This window comes from Nocardioides sp. HDW12B, assembly GCF_011299595.1.
Taxonomy (GTDB): Bacteria; Actinomycetota; Actinomycetes; order Propionibacteriales; family Nocardioidaceae; genus Marmoricola_A.
In genome coordinates, this window is record NZ_CP049867.1 from 1,052,450 (window position 1) to 1,070,996 (window position 18,547).

Annotated in this window: 23 protein-coding genes and 1 tRNA gene; 19 read left to right on the forward strand and 5 right to left on the reverse strand. The window is 71.5% G+C overall.

The window, feature by feature from the left end:
- Positions 1–156: 156 nt before the first annotated feature.
- From rplU to G7072_RS05085, 12 genes are all read left to right on the forward strand, one after another.
- Positions 157–468, forward strand: coding sequence for a 50S ribosomal protein L21 (gene rplU / locus G7072_RS05030; RefSeq protein WP_166084532.1), 312 nt, complete (start codon positions 157–159; stop codon positions 466–468).
- Positions 469–504: 36 nt separating this feature from the next.
- Positions 505–759, forward strand: a complete 255-nt coding sequence (gene rpmA / locus G7072_RS05035; protein ID WP_166084533.1) for a 50S ribosomal protein L27 — start codon at positions 505–507, stop codon at positions 757–759.
- 87 nt (positions 760–846) lie between these two features.
- Entirely contained in the window at positions 847–2,325 is a 1,479-nt protein-coding gene (gene obgE / locus G7072_RS05040; RefSeq protein WP_166084534.1) for a GTPase ObgE, read from the forward strand.
- Positions 2,326–2,342: 17 nt separating this feature from the next.
- On the forward strand, positions 2,343–3,482 hold the full coding sequence (gene proB, locus G7072_RS05045) for a glutamate 5-kinase (RefSeq protein WP_166089701.1): 1,140 nt from the start codon (positions 2,343–2,345) through the stop codon (positions 3,480–3,482).
- A gap of 135 nt (positions 3,483–3,617) precedes the next feature.
- Positions 3,618–3,962 (forward strand): hypothetical protein, encoded by a 345-nt coding sequence (locus G7072_RS05050; RefSeq protein WP_166084535.1) that lies wholly within the window; start codon positions 3,618–3,620, stop codon positions 3,960–3,962.
- 28 nt (positions 3,963–3,990) lie between these two features.
- Positions 3,991–5,316, forward strand: a complete 1,326-nt coding sequence (locus G7072_RS05055) for a glutamate-5-semialdehyde dehydrogenase (RefSeq protein WP_166084536.1) — start codon at positions 3,991–3,993, stop codon at positions 5,314–5,316.
- The gene (locus G7072_RS05060; RefSeq protein WP_166084537.1) at positions 5,300–5,938 is read left to right on the forward strand and encodes a CDP-alcohol phosphatidyltransferase family protein; all 639 of its coding nucleotides are present in this window, start codon (positions 5,300–5,302) and stop codon (positions 5,936–5,938) included. The genes G7072_RS05055 and G7072_RS05060 overlap by 17 nt, the downstream gene beginning before the upstream one ends.
- A 10-nt stretch (positions 5,939–5,948) precedes the next feature.
- The gene (locus tag G7072_RS05065) at positions 5,949–6,098 is read left to right on the forward strand and encodes a hypothetical protein (RefSeq protein WP_166084538.1); all 150 of its coding nucleotides are present in this window, start codon (positions 5,949–5,951) and stop codon (positions 6,096–6,098) included.
- Between the two features lie 27 nt (positions 6,099–6,125).
- On the forward strand, positions 6,126–6,845 hold the full coding sequence (gene nadD, locus G7072_RS05070; protein ID WP_277343401.1) for a nicotinate-nucleotide adenylyltransferase: 720 nt from the start codon (positions 6,126–6,128) through the stop codon (positions 6,843–6,845).
- Complete coding sequence (gene rsfS, locus G7072_RS05075; RefSeq protein ID WP_166084539.1) at positions 6,842–7,225, forward strand: ribosome silencing factor; 384 nt, start codon at positions 6,842–6,844, stop codon at positions 7,223–7,225. Before nadD ends, rsfS begins: the two co-directional genes overlap by 4 nt.
- 14 nt (positions 7,226–7,239) lie before the next feature.
- On the forward strand, positions 7,240–7,887 hold the full coding sequence (locus tag G7072_RS05080; protein WP_166084540.1) for a histidine phosphatase family protein: 648 nt from the start codon (positions 7,240–7,242) through the stop codon (positions 7,885–7,887).
- Between the two features lie 53 nt (positions 7,888–7,940).
- Positions 7,941–8,013: transfer RNA gene (locus G7072_RS05085), tRNA-Ala, on the forward strand.
- Positions 8,014–8,473: 460 nt separating this feature from the next.
- Here G7072_RS05085 and G7072_RS05090 read toward each other — a convergent pair.
- A complete protein-coding gene (locus G7072_RS05090) occupies positions 8,474–8,752 on the reverse strand; it encodes a hypothetical protein (protein WP_166083598.1) in 279 nt (92 codons plus the stop codon).
- 91 nt (positions 8,753–8,843) lie between these two features.
- On the opposite strand from G7072_RS05090, the gene G7072_RS19715 reads away from it, so the two are divergent.
- Together G7072_RS19715 and ung are read left to right on the forward strand one after the other, a co-directional pair.
- On the forward strand, positions 8,844–9,155 hold the full coding sequence (locus G7072_RS19715; protein WP_206063288.1) for a hypothetical protein: 312 nt from the start codon (positions 8,844–8,846) through the stop codon (positions 9,153–9,155).
- Complete coding sequence (ung, locus tag G7072_RS19720) at positions 9,116–9,853, forward strand: uracil-DNA glycosylase (protein ID WP_277343402.1); 738 nt, start codon at positions 9,116–9,118, stop codon at positions 9,851–9,853. Before G7072_RS19715 ends, ung begins: the two co-directional genes overlap by 40 nt.
- A gap of 232 nt (positions 9,854–10,085) precedes the next feature.
- Here the strand turns inward: ung and G7072_RS05100 are convergent, their stop codons facing one another.
- Positions 10,086–10,577, reverse strand: a complete 492-nt coding sequence (locus tag G7072_RS05100; protein ID WP_166084542.1) for an SRPBCC family protein — start codon at positions 10,575–10,577, stop codon at positions 10,086–10,088.
- Positions 10,578–10,687: 110 nt separating this feature from the next.
- Here G7072_RS05100 and G7072_RS05105 point away from each other — a divergent pair, with 110 nt between their 5' ends.
- A complete protein-coding gene (locus tag G7072_RS05105) occupies positions 10,688–11,959 on the forward strand; it encodes an alpha/beta fold hydrolase (protein WP_166084543.1) in 1,272 nt (423 codons plus the stop codon).
- Between the two features lie 9 nt (positions 11,960–11,968).
- On the opposite strand, the gene G7072_RS05110 is transcribed toward G7072_RS05105, so the two are convergent.
- A complete protein-coding gene (locus G7072_RS05110) occupies positions 11,969–12,742 on the reverse strand; it encodes a hypothetical protein (protein WP_206063290.1) in 774 nt (257 codons plus the stop codon).
- A 116-nt stretch (positions 12,743–12,858) separates the two neighbouring features.
- A complete protein-coding gene (locus tag G7072_RS05115; RefSeq protein WP_206063291.1) occupies positions 12,859–13,941 on the reverse strand; it encodes a glutamate--cysteine ligase in 1,083 nt (360 codons plus the stop codon).
- Between the two features lie 93 nt (positions 13,942–14,034).
- Here G7072_RS05115 and G7072_RS05120 point away from each other — a divergent pair, with 93 nt between their 5' ends.
- The 4 genes from G7072_RS05120 to G7072_RS05135 all read left to right on the forward strand — a co-directional run bounded on the left by G7072_RS05120 (position 14,035) and on the right by G7072_RS05135 (position 17,690).
- On the forward strand, positions 14,035–14,628 hold the full coding sequence (locus G7072_RS05120) for a hemerythrin domain-containing protein (RefSeq protein WP_166084544.1): 594 nt from the start codon (positions 14,035–14,037) through the stop codon (positions 14,626–14,628).
- A gap of 124 nt (positions 14,629–14,752) precedes the next feature.
- Positions 14,753–16,447 (forward strand): sodium:solute symporter family protein, encoded by a 1,695-nt coding sequence (locus G7072_RS05125; protein WP_206063388.1) that lies wholly within the window; start codon positions 14,753–14,755, stop codon positions 16,445–16,447.
- A gap of 10 nt (positions 16,448–16,457) precedes the next feature.
- The gene (locus tag G7072_RS05130) at positions 16,458–16,790 is read left to right on the forward strand and encodes a hypothetical protein (protein WP_166084546.1); all 333 of its coding nucleotides are present in this window, start codon (positions 16,458–16,460) and stop codon (positions 16,788–16,790) included.
- A gap of 81 nt (positions 16,791–16,871) precedes the next feature.
- Positions 16,872–17,690, forward strand: coding sequence for a DUF1206 domain-containing protein (locus G7072_RS05135; protein ID WP_166084547.1), 819 nt, complete (start codon positions 16,872–16,874; stop codon positions 17,688–17,690).
- A gap of 94 nt (positions 17,691–17,784) precedes the next feature.
- On the opposite strand, the gene G7072_RS05140 is transcribed toward G7072_RS05135, so the two are convergent.
- Complete coding sequence (locus G7072_RS05140; RefSeq protein ID WP_166084548.1) at positions 17,785–18,546, reverse strand: SDR family oxidoreductase; 762 nt, start codon at positions 18,544–18,546, stop codon at positions 17,785–17,787.
- Position 18,547 lies beyond the last annotated feature (1 nt).

Sequence of the window (18,547 nt, forward strand, 5' to 3'; positions counted from 1 at the left end):
GCGTTTTGACCCGTGCTCGGGTCGAACCGTAAACTCGACCTTTGGCGCGCCGAGCGCGCCCACCGTCGTGTGCAGCGCGTGCCCCCATCGATCCACCGGGCGCAAGCATGCTGCCCGGCGTCCAGACTGATGAAGTGACGAGGAGAGTGAGTCGCGGTGTACGCGATCGTGCGTGGTGGCGGGACCCAGCAGAAGGTCGCCGTCGGCGATGTCGTCGAGATCGACAAGGTCGGCCAGGGCGTCGGCGAGTCGGTGACTCTTCCCGTCCTGATGATCGTCGACGGTGAGTCGGTCACGACCGACCCCGGGACGCTGGCGAAGGCGTCGGTGACCGCCGAGGTGCTCGGCGCCACCAAGGGCCCGAAGATCACCATCCTGAAGTACAAGAACAAGACCGGTTACCGCAAGCGCCAGGGGCACCGTCAGAAGTACACCCAGGTCAAGGTCACCGACATCTCGGCCAGCTGACGGCCACCCTCCACCACGGCGTAAAGGACTGAATCGATGGCACACAAGAAGGGCGCGGCGTCCACCAAGAACGGCCGCGACTCCAACTCCAAGCGTCTGGGCGTCAAGCGCTTCGGCGGCCAGGTCGTCAGCGCGGGCGAGATCATCGTCCGCCAGCGCGGCACCCACTTCCACCCCGGCGCCGGCGTCGGTCGTGGCGGTGACGACACCCTCTTCGCGCTCGTCCCGGGCAGCGTCGAGTTCGGCACCAAGCGCGGTCGCCGGGTCGTCAACATCGTCGCGGGTCAGTGACCTCGTCACCACCCCGGTTCTTCCAGACGCCCTGCTGATCAGGCAGGGCGTCTGCCCTTTTTCGTGCACGTCAGCTGAGGAGCAACCATGGCGGTCCCCACGTTCGTGGACCGGGTCGTGCTGCACGTGCACGCCGGGCGCGGCGGCAACGGTGTCGCCAGCGTCCACCGGGAGAAGTTCAAGCCCCTGGGCGGGCCCGACGGCGGCAACGGCGGTCCCGGCGGAAGCGTGATCCTGCGGGTCGACCCCGACGTCACCACGCTGATCGACTACCACCACAGTCCCGTACGCCGTGCCGAGCACGGTGGCCAGGGAGCCGGGGGGCACCGCAACGGCGGCCACGGCGACGACCTGGTCCTGCCCGTGCCCGACGGCACGTTGGTGCTCGACGAGCGCGGCGAGATGATCGTCGACCTCGTCGGCGCCGGCACCGAGGTGGTCGTGGCCCAGGGCGGTCGCGGCGGGCTCGGCAACGCGGCCCTGGCGAGCGCGAAGCGCAAGGCGCCCGGCTTCGCCCTGCTCGGCGAGCCCGGCGAGGAGCTCACGGTCGCCCTGGAGCTGAAGGTCGTCGCCGACATCGGCCTCGTCGGCTACCCCAGCGCCGGCAAGTCCAGCCTCATCGCGGCCCTGAGCCGCGCGCGTCCCAAGATCGCCGACTACCCCTTCACGACGCTGGTGCCGAACCTCGGCGTGGTGACCGCGGGCGACACGACGTACACCGTGGCCGACGTGCCCGGGCTGATCGAGGGCGCCAGCGAGGGCAAGGGCCTCGGGCACGAATTCCTGCGCCACGTCGAGCGCTGCGCCGCGATCGTGCACGTCGTGGACATGGCCACCATGGAGCCCGACCGCAACCCGGTCGCCGACCTCGACGTCATCGAGAACGAGCTGAGCCGCTACGGCGGGCTCGAGGGGCGTCCGCGCATCGTTGCGCTCAACAAGATCGACGTCCCGGACGGCCGCGACATGGCCGACATCGTCATCGACGAGATCCGCGCCCGCGGCCTACGGGTCTTCCCGGTCTCGGCGGCGAGCCGCGAGGGTCTGCGGGAGCTGTCGTTCGCGATGGCCGAGATCGTCGCGGCCGAGCGCGCCGCCCACGTGGTCGAGGAGGCTCCGCGCATCGTGCTGCGCCCGCGCGGCCGCGGTGACGCCGCGGAGTTCACCATCAGCCAGGAGAACGACGTCTGGCTGGTCCAGGGCGACAAGCCCGAGCGGTGGGTGCGCCAGACCGACTTCAGCAACGAGGAGGCCGTGGGCTTCCTCGCCGACCGCCTGAACCGCCTCGGCGTCGAGGACCGGCTGCTGGCGCTCGGTGCGGCCGAGGGCGACGCGGTCGTCATCGGGTCGCTCGACGGCGGTGTGGTCTTCGACTTCAAGCCGATGGTCGACGCCGGCGCCTCGGTGCTCGGCAGCCGCCGCGGCGAGGACAACCGGTTCGAGGAGCGACGCCCCAGCGAGCAGCGACGCCGCGCCATCGAGTCGGCGTACGACGACCGCGGCGAGGGCGAGACCCGCGCCGACGTGGCGCGGCGGGAGGACGACGCGCGACGGGACCAGCCGTGACCGAGCCCCACGAGCAGGTGGACGACCCGGCCGGCGCCGCGCGCGCAGCGGTCGTCTCGGCGCGTCGCGTGGTGGTGAAGGTCGGCTCCTCGTCGCTGACAACCGCCGCCGGCGGGCTCGACCCGGAGCGGCTCACCGCTCTGGTCGACACCCTGGCCGGTCTGCGGGCACGCGGCGCCGAGGTCGTGCTGGTCTCCAGCGGCGCCATCGCCACCGGTCTGGCCCCGCTCGGGCTCAGCAGGCGTCCGCGCGACCTGGCGACGCAGCAGGCGGCCGCGTCGGTCGGGCAGGGGCTGCTGGTGCAGCGCTACACCGAGGCGCTGGCCGGGCACGGCCTGGTCACCGGCCAGGTGCTGCTCACCCTCGACGACGTGACGCGGCGCAGCCACCACCAGAACGCCTACCGCACGTTCGCCAAGCTGCTCGAGCTCGGCGTGCTGCCGATCGTCAACGAGAACGACACCGTCGCCACCACCGAGATCCGCTTCGGCGACAACGACCGGCTCGCCGCGCTGGTGGCCCACCTCGTCCACGCCGACCTGCTGCTCCTGCTCAGCGACGTCGACGGCCTCTACGACCGCAAGCCCAGCGAGGACGGCGCGGTGCGGATCCCCGAGGTCCGCGACGAGTCCGACCTGACCGCGGTGGACATCGGGTCGGTCGGGGCCTCGGGCGTCGGGACGGGGGGCATGCAGACCAAGGTCGAGGCAGCGCGCATCGCCACCGGGGCCGGCATCCCCGCCCTCCTGGCCGCAGCCCCCGACGCCGCCCTGGCCCTGGAGGGTGCGCCGGTCGGCACCCTGTTCCACCCCACCGGCAAGCGTCGCTCCACCCGGCTGCTGTGGCTCGCCCATGCCACCGAGCCGCGCGGCCGGGTCGTCCTCGACGACGGGGCCGTGCTGGCGCTGACCCACCGACGGGCCTCGCTGCTGCCGGCCGGCATCGTCGCGGTCGAGGGCGCCTTCGTGGCCGGCGACCCGGTCGACCTGGTGGGCTCCGAGGGGCAGGTGATCGGCCGAGGGCTGGTCAACTACGACGCCGTCGACCTGCCCGGCATGATCGGTCGGTCCACCCGCGAGCTCGCCCGCGCCCTCGGCTCGGCGTACGAGCGCGAGGTCGTGCACCGCGACGACCTGGTGATCCTGCGCCGCTCCTGACGACACGCCGCCCGCCGCGCGCGACACCTGTGCACTGGGCGAGTTTCCTCCTGCCCATCTGGTCACTCAGCAGACGCCGCGCCCGGTGCGGGGGGACACTGGGGACCAGAGATGCATACCTTGTCGAGGACCCCCGTGATCGAAGAAGCGCGCCTGTGGCACGTCACCGTCACCGTCGCCGGTGAGCCGGTGGAGCTGCTGCTCGTGCGCGCCGCCCTCCAGCGCCTCACCCAGCAGCGACCCTTCATCAGCACCATCCGCTTCAACGCGACGACGGCCGAGATCTCCTACTGGGACGAGGCCGACACCCTCGTCGACGCCGCCTCCCTGGCGCTGAGGCTGTGGAACGAGCACCGCGACAGCGCCCGGCTCCCGACCTGGGAGGTGGTGGCCCTCGACGTCGCCGAGCGCGAGCGTCGCGCCGACTCCGGCGACACGGCCGACCTGACCGAGCTGAAGCTGCAGGCCCAGCCCTTCTGAGAGCCGGTCGGGACCGTAGGCTGACGCCATGGCTGCCCCGCCCGCCCCGCCCGCACCGCCCGGCTCCCCGGACCCGGCTCCCGACCGACCGCTCCTGGACACCCACGCGGCGGTGCTCGAGGCTGCCCGGCGCGCCCGCGCCGCCTCCCACCCGCTGGCCGTCACCTCGCGGGCCGCCAAGGACGCCGCGCTGCTGGCGATGGCCGACGCGCTCGTGGCACACACCGACGAGGTCCTCGCCGCCAACGCCGAGGACGTGCTCGCCGCCGAGCAGCGGGGGACGCCCGCGGCGATGGTCGACCGGCTGCGCCTCGACGTCGCGCGCGTCGCCGGCATGGCGACCGGCCTGCGCGAGGTCGCCGCACTGCCCGACCCGGTCGGGGAGGTGCTGCGCGGCTCGACGCTGGCCAACGGGCTGGAGCTGCGCCAGGTGCGCGTCCCCTTCGGGGTCGTCGGCATCATCTACGAGGCACGGCCCAACGTCACCGCGGACGCGGCCGGCATCTGCCTGAAGTCCGGCAACGCGGTCCTGCTGCGCGGCTCCTCCAGCGCGCGTCGCAGCAACGAGGCGATCGTCGCGGTGCTGCGCGACGCCGCGGCCGGCGCCGGCCTCCCGGCCGACGCCGTCCAGCTGGTGCCGGGGGAGGGCCACGACGCGGCGAAGGTCCTCATGCAGGCGCGCGGCCTGGTCGACGTCCTCATCCCGCGCGGCGGCGCCGGGCTGATCCGCTCGGTGGTCACCGAGTCGCAGGTGCCCGTCATCGAGACCGGCGTCGGCAACTGCCACGTGTACGTCGACGCGGCGGCCGACCTGGACATGGCGCTGGCCATCGTGCTGAACGCCAAGACCCACCGGCCCTCGGTGTGCAACGCCGCCGAGTCGCTGCTCGTGCACGCCGACGTCGCCGCGGAGTTCCTGCCCCGGGTGCTGGCGGCCCTGGCGGACGCCGGCGTCACGGTCCACGGCGACGAGCGGGTCGCCGCGCAGGCCGGCGACGGGAGCGTCGTACCGGCGACCGAGGAGGACTGGGAGACCGAGTACCTCTCCCTCGACCTGTCGGCGGCCGTCGTCGACTCCCTCGACGACGCCATCGCCCACATCCGGCGCTGGTCCTCGGGCCACACCGAGGCGATCGTGACCGGCTCGCTCGAGGCCTCGCGCCGCTTCACCGCCGAGGTCGACGCCGCGGCGGTCGTGGTCAACGCCAGCACCCGCTTCACCGACGGCGGCGAGTTCGGCTTCGGCGCCGAGATCGGCATCTCCACGCAGAAGCTGCACGCCCGCGGCCCCATGGGGCTGCCCGAGATGACCTCGTCGAAGTACGTCGTGACCGGTGATGGACACACGCGCTGACCCCGCCACCCTCGACATCTGGACCGATGTCGCGGGTGAGCGGATCGGCACCTCGGCCACCGTCGTCACCGGCGTCCGCACCGTGGCCGCCGTCGTGCTGGCGGGCCTCGCCGCGCACCAGGAGAGCCTGGAGCTGCTCGTCGCCTGCCTGGTCGTCTACTGGGTCGGCGACAGCCTCGACGGGTACGTCGCCCGCCTGCGGGGCTGCGAGACGCGGATCGGGGCGTCGCTGGACATCCTGTCCGACCGGTTCTGCGCCGCCGCGTTCTACATCGGGCTGATGTGGCTGGAGCCCGGCTACGCGCCGGCGATCCTGATCTACCTGGCCGAGTTCATGGTCGTGGACTGCTTCCTGAGCCTGGCGTTCCTGGCGTGGCCGATCCGCAGCCCCAACTACTTCTTCGCCATCGACCGGCAGCTGTGGCTGTGGAACTGGTCCAAGCCGGGGAAGGCGGTCAACTCCTCGCTGTTCGCGGTGCTGCTGCTGGTGACCGGCTGGGTGGCGGTGGGGGTCGTCATCGCGACCGCGCTGCTGGTCCTCAAGGTCGTCTCGCTGGTGCGGCTGTCGCAGATCGGGCTGCCGGTGCCCGCCCGGCCCGAGCCCGTCGGCCGGGCAGGATAGGCTTCGACCCATGGCGCTCAACCTGATCACGTTCGCTTCCGAGGCGGAGGCCCACAGCGGTGGCCCCAACCCGTGGGTCATCGGCGGACTCGTCCTGCTGCTGCTCCTCGGCCTGCTGGCCGGGGTCGTCGCCATCGGCGGCGGCCGCGAGCACTCCTGACGTGCCTGGGGTGACGTGCAGCCCGAGGTGACGACGGGGCAGCCTGACGCTCCGGCGCGCTCGACCCGCCGCGCCCGGATCGGCGTCATGGGTGGCACCTTCGACCCCATCCACCACGGCCACCTCGTGGCCGCCAGCGAGGTGCAGGCCTGGTACGACCTCGACGAGGTCGTGTTCGTGCCGACCGGTCAGCCCTACCAGAAGGCGGAGCGGTCGGTCTCCCCGGCCGAGCACCGCTACCTGATGACCGTCATCGCGACGGCCTCGAACCCGCGCTTCACGGTCTCCCGCGTCGACATCGACCGCGACGGCCCGACGTACACCGTCGACACGCTGAGCGACCTGGCCGCGGTCTTCCCCGACGCGGACCTCTACTTCATCACCGGAGCCGACGCGCTCCAGGACATCCTCGGCTGGCGTGCGGCCGACGACCTGTTCGAGCTCGCGCACTTCGTGGGGTGTACCCGACCCGGCTACGCCATGGACCACGGCACGCTCGCCGGGATGCCGCACGACCGGGTCACCATCGTGGAGATCCCGGCCCTGGCGATCTCGTCGACCGACTGCCGTGCGCGCACGGCGCGCGGCGAGCCGGTCTGGTACCTCGTGCCCGACGGCGTCGTGCAGTACATCACCAAGCACCGGCTCTACCTCTCCGACCGGCCCAGCGCCCCCGAGGCGCTCGGGCCGTCGCCCGAGCCGGACCCCGAACCCACCGATCGCACCACCCCGCAGGGAGTCTCGTGACCGCCACCGACCATGCCCTCGAGCTCGTCCGAGCCGCCGCCCAGGCCGCCTCGGACAAGCTCGCCGAGGACGTCATCGCCTTCGACGTCAGCGACCAGCTCGTCATCACCGACGCGTTCGTCCTCGCCTCCGCCTCCAACGACCGGCAGGTCAAGGCGATCGTGGAGGCGGTCGAGGACTCGTTGCGCGAGCTCGGCGCCAAGCCGGTACGCCGCGAGGGCGAGCGCGACGGACGCTGGGTGCTGATGGACTACGCCGAGATCGTGGTGCACGTCCAGCACGAGGAGGAGCGCGCGTTCTACGCCCTCGAGCGGCTGTGGCGCGACTGCCCGCTCATCGAGCTGCCCGAGTCGGTCACCAGCACGCGTCGCTCCAGCTGACGCCGGACCCGCCGATGTCCCAGCAGCCGTCCAAGCGGCTCTTCCTGCTCCGGCACGGCCGGACCGAGTGGAACCACACACGCCGTGCCCAGGGCCAGGCGAACGTGCCCCTCGACGAGGTCGGTCATGCCCAGGCTCAGGCCGCCGCCCCCCGGCTCGCCCTGGTCGGCGCGGTGCGGCTGTGGTCCTCCGACCTCGCGCGCGCTCGGCAGACCGCCGACCACGTGGCGGCGGCGACCGGGCTGACGGTCGAGGAGGACCCACGGCTGCGCGAGTTCTCCGTCGGCGAGCGGGAGGGCATGACCTGGGACGAGGCCGTCGCGGAGTTCCCCCAGATGGCCGACGGCATCTCGCTGGGCGAGCGCCTCAAGGGCGTGCCGGGGGCCGAGGACAACGACGACGTACGCGCGCGGATCGTGCCCGCCGTGGAGGACTGCTTCGCGGCGCTGTCCTGGGGCGAGACCGGGATCGCGGTGTCCCACGGGGCCGCGCTCAAGCTCGCGCTGGGCGGTCTGCTCGGCTGGGACGAGCATGCCGTGAACTCGCTGGGCGTCCTCGACAACTGCCACTGGGCCACCGTGCTGGAGCCGGGGGAGGGGCGAGCGCGGCGGCTGCTCGCCTACGGGGTGGGCGATTTCGCATCCGCCACCACCATTGGCTAAGATTCCCGGGTTGCCTCGAGCCGGGCGGGAGACCACCGGGTGATCGAAGCGGCGGGGCTGTGGCGCAGCTGGTAGCGCACCTCCATGGCATGGAGGGGGTCAGGGGTTCGAGTCCCCTCAGCTCCACCGAACACGACGAAGGGCGGTCCTCACGGGCCGCCCTTCGTCTCTTTTCTGGGCCTCTCGCTCCCGGGTCTCTGAGGCCCGCCAGATGCGTGGGAAAAGCACCTCCGGGAGCCCGGAACGCGTGCTTTTCCCACGCATCTGCGCTCACGGTCGCGTGAACGGCAGGTCAGATCGCGGCTCGGTGGGGGTGTCGGTAGCGATCCCGCAGCACATGCGCTGGGCGAAGGCCCGGATGTCCTCGTCGTCGAGCCCGCTCACGCCGGCCAAAGGGCGGGTCTGCACCTCGAGGAGCGCCGCGAGGATCGCCCTTACCGTGTCCTGACCATTTCGGGTCTGCAGGCTTCGGACTACTTCAATAGTCCGGTCGGAAGTGCAATCTGCACCGAGGGCCAACCATGCAAAGCACCACTTGCGCCACTTGCGCTACCTGCGGCGCATAGAGGCAAGTGGGTGCCGTGGCTCACCAGGCCCCAGCGCGAACCCGCGGGTCCATCAAGATTGCCCAGGTGTAGGCGGAACCCTGCCTATCCTTGATGTCGCTCGGCTTCGATGTCGGCATGGCAGCGGCCGCTTTCATGAAGTTGGTTCTCGAAAGCGAACGGTTGATTTCGCGACCATCGCGAGACACTTTGAGGTAATCACCTGGTACCCGGTAGGTGAATGGGAGACCGGTCGCCGTGATGAACTGCTGACCGGCATGCTGTTCTATGCGTGTCCAGACGTCGTCGAAACTAGCCATGTCTCGATTCTGGGGCAGGCTCCACGCAACCGCCACATCGCTGTCGGCGGGCCTCGTCACGATCGGGGGACGGCCGACCGAGGGAGACATTGTGATCAGTGCGAACACAGCGAAGAAGCACGCGAACGGGCACCTGCGCGCCGAGGGTTCAAACCTGGTGGCGCTCCACGCTTCCAAAAACAAGCGGCACGGCGTTTGGATCGTCGACTACCACGACCCAGACCACCCCAACGAGATGCTGATCGGGGGCGCACTGGTCGTGACGGACGATGGAGAGGTGCACACCATCGGCTCGACGCCCGATGCGGTGGATCGTCTGATGGAATCGTTGGGGCGCAGCCCGTTCGGATCGGCGGACGACGTGTGGGCTCGCGAAGGCGAGAGGCCCTGCTGGCCGACGTAGATCCCGAGGAGGCGGCCGGCCTGGCAGCGCTTGCTCGTACGCGGCGCCCATGGCCGGGGGTGCTGGACGATGAGCTCGAGAAGCCGTACTTCAGGGACCTGATGGGCATGGTTGATCGGGGGCGGCGTACCGGTGTTGTCTACCCACCGGCTGGCGATCTCTTCGCGGCGTTTCACCTGACGCCCTACGACAAGGTCAAGGTGGTCATCCTCGGGCAGGACCCATACCACCAGCCCGGTCAAGCCAACGGCCTGTGTTTCTCGGTCCCGCGGGACGTGCCTAGATTGCCACCGTCCCTGCGGAACATTTACGCAATGATGACGCGCGACGGGCTCACTCCGCCGCCTCACGGCGACCTCACCGAGTGGGCCCAGCGAGGCGTCTTGCTCCTTAACACCGCGCTTACGGTCCGCGACTCCAGAGCCAACTCGCACGCGAAGCAGTGGCGCCAGTTCGCCGATGCTGCGATCACTAAACTCAGTGATCGCGACCGTCCGGTCGTCTTCGTCCTGTGGGGCAAAGCCGCCCAACGCAAGCGTGACCTGATCGACGAAGACCGACATGCGGTCGTCACTGCCCCGCACCCCGCTGCCAGAGGACGCTCCCAGACGGAGTTCCGCGAGGCGAAGACGCTCACGGAGGTCAACCGACGTCTCGACACCCTCGGGGTGACACCCGTCGACTGGGCCATCACCTGAATCTCATTGGCGCAACATTGCTTGCCTGCATTTCTCGAAGTGCCAATGACTGGCACCACACTTCGCCACGCGGCGCGGCGAACATGCTGGACGGTAGGGACGGCTTCCGGGTCCTGTTTGCGGCGGAGTGACTCGCATCGGGCCTCAATCGAAAGCGCCCCCGAGATGCCAAGGGTTCGAGGACCGATGTACGCGGACCAGCGTCACCTGATGCGCTGCGGGGCTCTGGTCGTCACGTGCGCGCGTCAGCCGCGGGGTATCCGCGTCGGACGGTGCGGTCGAGGATGCCGAGCGTGGCCCGCAGGTTGGCCTCGGAGATCACCGGGAAGACGCCGTTGTCCTTGAAGTCCTGCCGGGCCTCGGACCAGTCGTAGATCGACGTGACGCGGGTGCCCTCCTCGGCCGGCTCCAACCGGTAGCCGTAGCGGTGGCCGATCTGAGGACGGATGCGGCCGAGGATCGACCAGGTGATGAGCTGGTCGGGCTCGAGCTCCTCGATCCGCACGGTCACGTCGTACCGGCCCCAGTCGGGCAGGTCGCCGAGCGCTTCGCGGTCCATGTGGACGACGAAGGAGTCCCCGACGGCAGTGACGGGCTCACCGGTGGCGTCCTGGAGCATCCCGGAGGCGTCGATGGCGACGTGGCCCTGCGGGTCGCAGAGCAACGCGAAGATCTCGCTCGCCGGAGCGGGGATGAGCCGTGAGGTCTCGAGGCATTCGGACATGCGAGCAGCTCCTGGAGCCGGGGGAGGGGACGTGCCACCCCTACCCACTGCGGCGCCGGTCGGACCGTCGGGGTCGCGAGCTGTCGGTGTCAGCGGGCACAGTAAGCGGCATGACTGAGCACCCCACTGCCGGACAGCGCCGCGAGGTCGCGGGCGTCGTCGTCACCGACCACTGGCTGGACCTGCCCCTGGACCATGCGGACCCCACCGGTCCGACGATCGAGGTGTTCGGCCGCGAGGTCGCTGCCCCGGGCGGCTTCGACCGCCCGCTGCTCGTCTTCCTCCAGGGCGGCCCGGGCCACGAGGCACCGCGTCCGACCGGCTTCCCGGCCGCCCCGGCCTGGCTGGAGCGTGCCCTGCAGGACCACCGGGTGCTCATGCTCGACCAGCGCGGGACCGGCCTCTCCACGCCGTACGGCGACCCGGACCCCGACCCGGCTGCCGACGCGAATCGGTTGCGCCACTTCCGCGCCGACGCGATCGTGCGCGACGCCGAGGCGTTCCGCGAGCACCTGGGGGAGCGGAAGGTCAGCCTGCTGGGGCAGTCGTTCGGCGGCTTCTGCACGCTGCACTACCTCAGCAGCGCGCCCGACTCGGTCCGCGCGGCGATCTTCACCGGCGGACTGCCCGTGGTCGGGCGGCCGGTCGACGACGTCTACGCCGCGACCTTCACCCAGATGCGGCGGCTCAACGAGCTGCACCACCGTCGCTACCCGATGGACCGCGACCGTCTGGCCCGGCTGCTCGCCCTGTGCGACGCCGGCGAGGTGCTCGACCCCGAGGGACGCCCGCTGAGCCGGCGCATGGTCCGCACCATCGGGAACCGGCTCGGGTTCGACGGGGGCAGCGAGGAGCTGCACTATCTCCTCGAGCGCGACCCACACTCAGCGGCGTTCCGCCACGACGTCGTCGGGCTCTTCCCCTTCGGCGCCCGCAACCCGATGTACGCCGTCATCCACGAGTCCAGCTACGCCGACGGCGTCATCACCGGCTGGTCGGCGGCGCGGGTGCAGCCCGACGACTTCGCCGCCGCCGACTCGCTGCTGCTCACCGGCGAGCACCTCTTCCCGTGGCACTTCGAGGAGGACCCCGCCCTGCGCCCGTACGCCGAGGTGGCCGGCCTGCTCGCCGACGAGGCGTGGCCGAAGCTGTTCGACGCGGGCGTGCTGGCGGACCTCGACGTGCCCGCGGCCGCCGTGGTCTACGCCGAGGACCCGTTCGTCGACCGCGGGCTCTCGCTGCAGACCGCGGCGCTTGTGCCGTCGCTGCGGACCTGGGTCACGGACCAGTACCTCCACGGCGGGCTGCGCCACGGCGGCGGCGACCTCCTCGACCGGCTGCTCGGGATGACCAAGGCAGCCGTCGCGGTCCGAGGTGACTGACGCGAGACGTCAGGTCCCGCGGACGGTGGGGGCGGTCCGCTCCGCCAGCCGCACCAGGGACTCCCGGGTCCAGGACTCCGCGCCCGGCCACCGGCCCACGTAGTCCGCACACTCCTCGGGCGACCAGCCGTGGGCCGCGCGCAGCCCGTCCATGAGCATCGTCAGGTACGTCGCTCCCGGTGCGTTCGGCGGTGGCGGGTCGGTCGCGGCCAGCGCCACGAGCGGGTGACCGTCGAGCTCGCCGGTGACCAAGGCGTCGTACCACCCGGCGCCGCCGAGGGGCGCCTCCAGGACGCTCACCGCGCCGGCTTCGCGGCGGGTCTCCTGTGCCACGATGTCGCAGACCTGCTGGTGGGTGAGGAGGTAGGCCTGGGCGGCGACCTCGCCGGATCTCGACACGGTCGCTGCGCTCCCTGCTCGATCACCGGGGGCCTGGGCGGCGACCTCGCCGGATCTCGACACGGTCGCTGCGCTCCCTGCTCGATCGACGGGGGTGGGGCTCCCTGCTCGATCACCCGTCTCGAGGACGGCGACGCCGCCGCCCCACACGGGGGAGTCACCGGCGAAGCGGAGCCGGCCCGGGAGCCAGACCGAGGCGGTGGCCCGTGGTGGGGAGGGATCGCGGGCGCCGAGGTAGGTGCGCCGCGAGCCGGGCGGGGTGCCGCCGGCGAGGTAGCAGGTGAGCCGCGGCACGTGCAGGTTGGAGCCGTAGGCGGCATACCAGACGAGGGCGTGCGGGTTGACGGATCTCGACGACGGGCGCGGGGCGCCCTGCTCGATCACCGGGGGACCGATCTCGACGACGGGAGCGGGGCGCCCTGCTCGATCACCGGGGGGCCGATCTCGACGACGGGCGCGGGGCGCCCTGCTCGATCACCGGTCCCGCTCGATCACCGGGCTCAGCTCGCCGCGGTCCGGCGGGCCAGGTCGGCGACGACCTCGGGCATCGTGGCGCCGTCGCGCACGAGCGCCCGCTGGCGCTCCGCTCCGCCGCCGTCGGCGAGCACCCGCGACGCCAGCTCACGGACGAGGTCGAGGTCGCCGGTGTCCTCCAGCGCGTCCCGGACGTGCTCGACGAGGGCGTCGAGGACGGTGGCCGCGGGCGACAGCTTCCACGTCGTCGGGTCGACGAGGCCACCGGCCAGGCCGTCGTGGGCGGCGCGCCACTGGGCCGCGCGCAGCAGGTCGGCCCGCCACCCCTCGGTGGACGTGCGGCCGGCGGCGGCGGTGGTGACCAGGGCCCGGCCGAGGGCGGCAAGGAGGATCGCGTCGTCGACGTCGGTGCACACGTCGGCCACACGGATCTCCACGGTGGGCAAGCCGTTGCCCGGCCGGACGTCGAAGTAGACCATCGGCTCGTCGAGCGAGGCACCCCACTCGACGAGCAGGCGGGTGGTGCGGTCGTACTCCTCCGACGACCCGAACTCCTGCCGGGGCCCGGCCGAGGGCCAGCGCGACCAGACCTGGCTGCGCCACGAGGCGTGCCCGGTGTCCTCGCCGCGGTTGAACGGGGAGTTCGCGCTGATCGCCAGCAGTGACGGCAGCCAGGGGCGGACGCCGTCGACGACCCGGACGACCTCGTCGTCCTCGACCGCGACGTGCAGGTGCATGGCGCAGGCGACGGCGTCGCGGGCCAGCCGCCCGTAGTCCGTCTGGATCCGCTCGTAGCGCTCGTCCGGCGTGAGGTCGGGGTGGCGCGGCACCGACAGCACCGGCACGGGCATCGCGACCGCGGAGGCCCCCGCGGCACCCGCCGCGGCCACGACGGCGGTGCGGGCCTCGACGAGCCGGCGCCGCAGGGCGTCGAGGTCGTCCTCGGGCGCGGTGGCCAGCTCGATCTGCTGCTGGTAGAGCTCGAGCTCGATGGTGGTCTCCGCGCTGGTCGCGGCCCGCGACTCCACCGCGCTCTGCGCGACGGCCGTCAGCTCGCCCGTCGCGGGGTCGACGAGGAAGAGCTCCTCCTCGATGCCGATGGTGCGCACGACGCTCCTCCCGGACGGACGGGTGCTGGGGGACGGCTGACGCCGGGAACCTACCCACCGCGGTCGCCGCCACCCGCCTGGCAGGATCGGGACGTGAGCGACGTACCGCAGGACCTGCCCACCTGGGACGAGGCGGCGCGGCCGCGCGGGGCCGGCTACCCCGACGCGACGCCGGCTGAGCGGTCGCAGGGCGAGCACCTGCGGATGGTCCACGACATGTACCGCCGCAGCCTGGCGCAGGTCGACGACGTTCTCGAGCAGGTCAGGTCCGGCCGGCTGACGGTGGGGGAGGCACGCGGAGCCGTGCACGCGCTCGGCGTACGCGTCACCTTCGCGCAGCTCGGCTCCTTCTGCGGCCAGCTGTGCCAGAGCGTCGAGACCCACCACCGGATCGAGGACGCCCACCTCTACCCGGCGCTGCGGGCGGCCGACAGCGCGCTCGACCCGGTGCTCGACCGCCTCGACCTCGAGCACCGCGTCATCCACGACGTGCTCGAGCGCTTCGACCGGGTGCTCGTCGCGCTGGCCACCACCAGCGCCGACGGCGACGGACCGGGGGAGGGTGAGAGCGGGCTGCCCGACGTCTACGCCCACTTCGAGCACCTGCGCGGCCTCCTCGAGTCGCACTTCCGCTACGAGGAGGAGCAGATCGGTACGGCGCTGGGCGTGCACCGCGTCATGGTCTGAGGGCTCGGACCGGCGACGGCGATCGTCGGTTGCCGGTGTGTTCTTGTGCCGGTGATCACAATGCTGAGGCATATTGGCTCCAGCCCACCGCACGAGCGGAGGGCGGGCGGAAGGACCTCGGGTGATTCTGAACGCGTCGACGGAGCTGCGGCTCGACACCAACTGGATCGACTACCTGCTCATCTTCCTGTACTTCGGGTTCGTGCTCGGCATCGGCATCCTCGCCCGCCGCTCGGTCTCCAGCAGCATCGACTTCTTCCTGTCGGGACGCTCGCTGCCTGCCTGGGTGACGGGTCTGGCCTTCATCTCGGCCAACCTCGGCGCCGTCGAGATCATGGGCATGTCCGCCAACGGTGCGCAGTACGGCATCGCGACGGCGCACTACTTCTGGGTCGGCGCCGTGCCCGCGATGCTGTTCCTCGGCGTCGTGATGATGCCGTTCTACTACGGCTCCAAGGTGCGCTCGGTCCCCGAGTTCATGCTGCGTCGCTTCGGCCCGGGCACCCACCTCGTCACCGGCCTCAGCTTCGCCCTCGCCCAGCTTCTCATCGCCGGCATCAACCTGTTCCTGCTGGCCACGATCGTCGAGATCCTGCTGGGCTGGCCGCTGTGGGTCTCGCTCGTCATCGCTGCCGCGATCGTGCTCTCCTACACCGCCCTCGGCGGCCTGTCGGCCGCGATCTACAACGAGGTGCTCCAGTTCTTCGTCATCGTCGCCGCGCTCGCCCCGCTGACCTTCGTCGGCCTGCACAAGGTCGGCGGCTGGAACGGGCTCACCAGCGAGGTCGAGAACCGCTGGGGCGCCGAGGAGATGTCGTCGTGGCCGGGCACCACGCTCACCGGGATCGACAGCCCGCTGCTGTCGGTCATCGGCATCGTCTTCGGTCTCGGCTTCGTGCTGTCCTTCGGTTACTGGACGACCAACTTCGTCGAGGTGCAGCGGGCCATGGCCAGCAGCTCGATGTCCGCGGCGCGACGCTCGCCGATCATCGGCGCCTTCCCGAAGATGTTCATGCCGTTCATCGTCATCGTGCCCGGCATGGTCGCCGCCGTCGCGGTCTCCGAGGTGGTGCAGGCCAAGGAGAGCGGGGCGACGTTCGACTACAACAACTCGCTGCTCTACCTGATGCGCGACCTGCTGCCCAACGGCATGCTGGGCCTCGCCCTCGCCGGTCTGCTGGCGTCGTTCATGGCCGGCATGGCGGCGAACATCTCCGCCTTCAACACGGTCTTCTCCTACGACATCTGGGAGACCTACGTCGTCAAGGACAAGCCCGACCACTACTACCTGTCGGTGGGCCGGCTCGCGACCGTGGCCGCGACGATCGTCGCGATCGGTACGGCGTTCATCGCCTCGCAGTACTCGAACATCATGAACTACATCCAGACGCTGTTCGGGTTCTTCAACGCCCCGCTCTTCGCCACGTTCATCCTCGGCCTGCTCTGGGCGCGGATGTCGCCGGCCGCGGGCTGGACGGCCATGGTGGCCGGGCCCGGCGCCGCGGGAGTGGTCGGGTGGCTCTCGGAAGACACCTTCGGCGGCCTGAGCATCGGCGTCCTGCCGTTCGCCGGACAGGGGGCGAGCTTCGTCGCCGCCGGCGCGGCCTTCGTGGCGAGCATCGTCGTCGGCACCGTGGTGACGCTCATGAGCAGGACGTTCAAGTCCGAGTCCGAGCTGCGCGGGCTGGTCTGGAAGCTGACGCCGAAGGAGGACATCAGCCACACCGACGAACCAGGTGCCCGCTGGTACCAGAAGCCCGTGCCGCTCGCCGGCGTCGGACTCGCCACCGTCATCGTCCTCAACCTCCTCTTCTGGTGAAGGAACCGTCATGAGCGAGCACACGAGCCCCACCTCCGGCCACGACGACGGGTCGACCCCCGAGAAGGCGCACAAGGCAGGGGCGTTCGACGTACGCAACTTCATCGGCGCGCTGCTCGGCCTCTACGGGCTGATCCTGCTGCCCACCGGGCTCTTCGCGACCGACGACGCCGCGCTGGCCAAGGCCGACGGGCTGAACGTGAACATCTGGACCGGCGTGGCCCTGCTGATCGCGGGAGGGGTGTTCATCGCCTGGGCCAGGCTGCGCCCCGTGGTGGTCCCGGCCGACCCCGACGACCAGCCCGCCGGCCAGGGCGACGACGGCCAACGCCCCGCGCACTGACCCGCACACCGACCCATTGCCGCCCCGGCGCGGCCGCACGGATGTGACGGCTGCACCCTCCCGGGGGTGAGACCATCAGCCATGGCGGCTACTCCCTCGTCCTCGACGAGCCCTGACATCGACGGCAGCGACGTGCTCGACCAGGGCGTGAGGCTGGGCCTCGTCGCCTACGGTCTGGTCCACCTCGTCGTGGCCTGGACCGCGATCCAGCTGGCGCTGGGCGAGTCCAGCGGCAAGGCCAGCCAGACCGGCGCGCTGCAGCAGCTGGCCGAGGACAGCATGGGCGGCGCCTCGCTGTACGCCGTGGCGCTCGGCTTCGCGGCGCTGGTGTTCTGGCAGGCCGCGGAGGCGCTGATCGGGCACCGCTCCGAGGACGGCGGCAAGCGCGTCTTCAAGCGCGTCGGGTCCGGGGTCAAGGCGGTGGTCTACGGCGCGCTCGCGGTCTCGTCGGTCAAGATCGCCTCGGGCAACGGCGGCCGGTCGAAGGGCACCGACACCGTCACCGCCCAGGTCATGTCCGCGCCGGGCGGGCAGCTGATCGTCGGTGCAGCCGGTCTGGTGGTCGTGGCGGTCGGGTGCTACCTGGCCTACAAGGGCGTGACCCAGAAGTTCACCAAGCGCCTCGACACGGAAGGCACGTCGGGCAACCGCCGTACGCCGGTGGTGGTGCTGGGAACGGTCGGCTACGTCGCCAAGGGCGTGGCGCTGGCGGCCATCGGCGGGCTCTTCGTGAGCGCGGCCGTCCAGCACGACGCCCAGGAGTCCGGCGGGCTCGACCAGGCCCTCCACGCGTTGCTGCAGCAGCCCTTCGGACGCCCGCTGCTCATCGCGGTCGCGCTCGGCCTGGCGGCGTACGGGCTGTTCTGCTTCCTGTGGGCCCGCCACCTCAAGCGCGACTGACCCACCCCGCGGCGCTCACCGGGTCTCGACGACGCTCGCTGGCGTTCGCTGCTCCTTGGATCGAGCCTGTCGAGATCGACCACCGGGACGATGCTCAGGTGATGGTCATGCCGCCGTCGACGGCGATGGTCTGGCCGGTCACGTAGCCACCGGCGTCGCCGGCGAGGAAGACCAGCGCGGCGGCCAGCTCGGCGGCCTCGCCCTTGCGGCCCATCGGGATCCGCTGCCCCATCGCGTCGAGGTAGCCGTCGGGGTACTGGTCGGTCATCTCGCTGGCGAAGAAGCCCGGCGCCAGCGCGTTGACGCGAATGCCCTTGCGCCCGGTCCACTGCTGGGCCAGGTCGCGGGTCAGCCCGATCAGGCCCGCCTTCGAGGCCGCGTACGCCGCCTGCGGCAGCCCGGCCGTCGTGAGACCGAGCACCGAGGAGATGTTGACGATGCTGCTGCCCGGCTCCATCACCCGCCCGCACGCCTGGGCCATCCAGTAGCAGCCGTTGAGGTTGACGTCGATGACCTGGCGGAACTGCTCCGGGGTCTCGCGGGTCGCCGGCACGGCGGTGCCGATGCCGGCGTTGTTGACCAGGATGTCGACGCGGCCCAGCTCGGAGACGGCGGCGTCGACGAGCGCCTGGCAGTCCTCGGGGGAGGAGACGTCGGTGGCGACCGCGATCGCGCGGCGACCGAGCGCCTCGACCTTCGCCCGGGTCTCGTCCAGCTTCTCGACGCGGCGGGCGCCCAGCGCGACGTCGGCCCCGGCCTCGGCCAGCGCCTCGGCGAAGGCGACACCGAGCCCGGAGGAGGCCCCGGTCACGACGGCGACCTTGCCGTCGAGGCGGAACAGGTCGAGCACGCTCATG

Excerpts from the sequence above, each read along its gene's own strand:
- rpmA (WP_166084533.1), top strand. The coding sequence starts at position 505 with ATGGCACACAAGAAGGGCGCGGCGTCCACCAAGAACGGCCGCGACTCC.
- G7072_RS05105 (WP_166084543.1), top strand. The coding sequence starts at position 10,688 with ATGACTGAGCACCCCACTGCCGGACAGCGCCGCGAGGTCGCGGGCGTC.
- G7072_RS05100 (WP_166084542.1), bottom strand. The coding sequence starts at position 10,577 with ATGTCCGAATGCCTCGAGACCTCACGGCTCATCCCCGCTCCGGCGAGC.
- obgE (WP_166084534.1), top strand. The coding sequence starts at position 847 with ATGGCGGTCCCCACGTTCGTGGACCGGGTCGTGCTGCACGTGCACGCC.
- G7072_RS05065 (WP_166084538.1), top strand. The coding sequence starts at position 5,949 with ATGGCGCTCAACCTGATCACGTTCGCTTCCGAGGCGGAGGCCCACAGC.
- G7072_RS05055 (WP_166084536.1), top strand. The coding sequence starts at position 3,991 with ATGGCTGCCCCGCCCGCCCCGCCCGCACCGCCCGGCTCCCCGGACCCG.
- G7072_RS05080 (WP_166084540.1), top strand. The coding sequence starts at position 7,240 with ATGTCCCAGCAGCCGTCCAAGCGGCTCTTCCTGCTCCGGCACGGCCGG.
- G7072_RS05140 (WP_166084548.1), bottom strand. The coding sequence starts at position 18,546 with ATGAGCGTGCTCGACCTGTTCCGCCTCGACGGCAAGGTCGCCGTCGTG.
- G7072_RS05090 (WP_166083598.1), bottom strand. The coding sequence starts at position 8,752 with ATGGCTAGTTTCGACGACGTCTGGACACGCATAGAACAGCATGCCGGT.
- G7072_RS05130 (WP_166084546.1), top strand. The coding sequence starts at position 16,458 with ATGAGCGAGCACACGAGCCCCACCTCCGGCCACGACGACGGGTCGACC.
- G7072_RS05135 (WP_166084547.1), top strand. The coding sequence starts at position 16,872 with ATGGCGGCTACTCCCTCGTCCTCGACGAGCCCTGACATCGACGGCAGC.
- G7072_RS05060 (WP_166084537.1), top strand. The coding sequence starts at position 5,300 with ATGGACACACGCGCTGACCCCGCCACCCTCGACATCTGGACCGATGTC.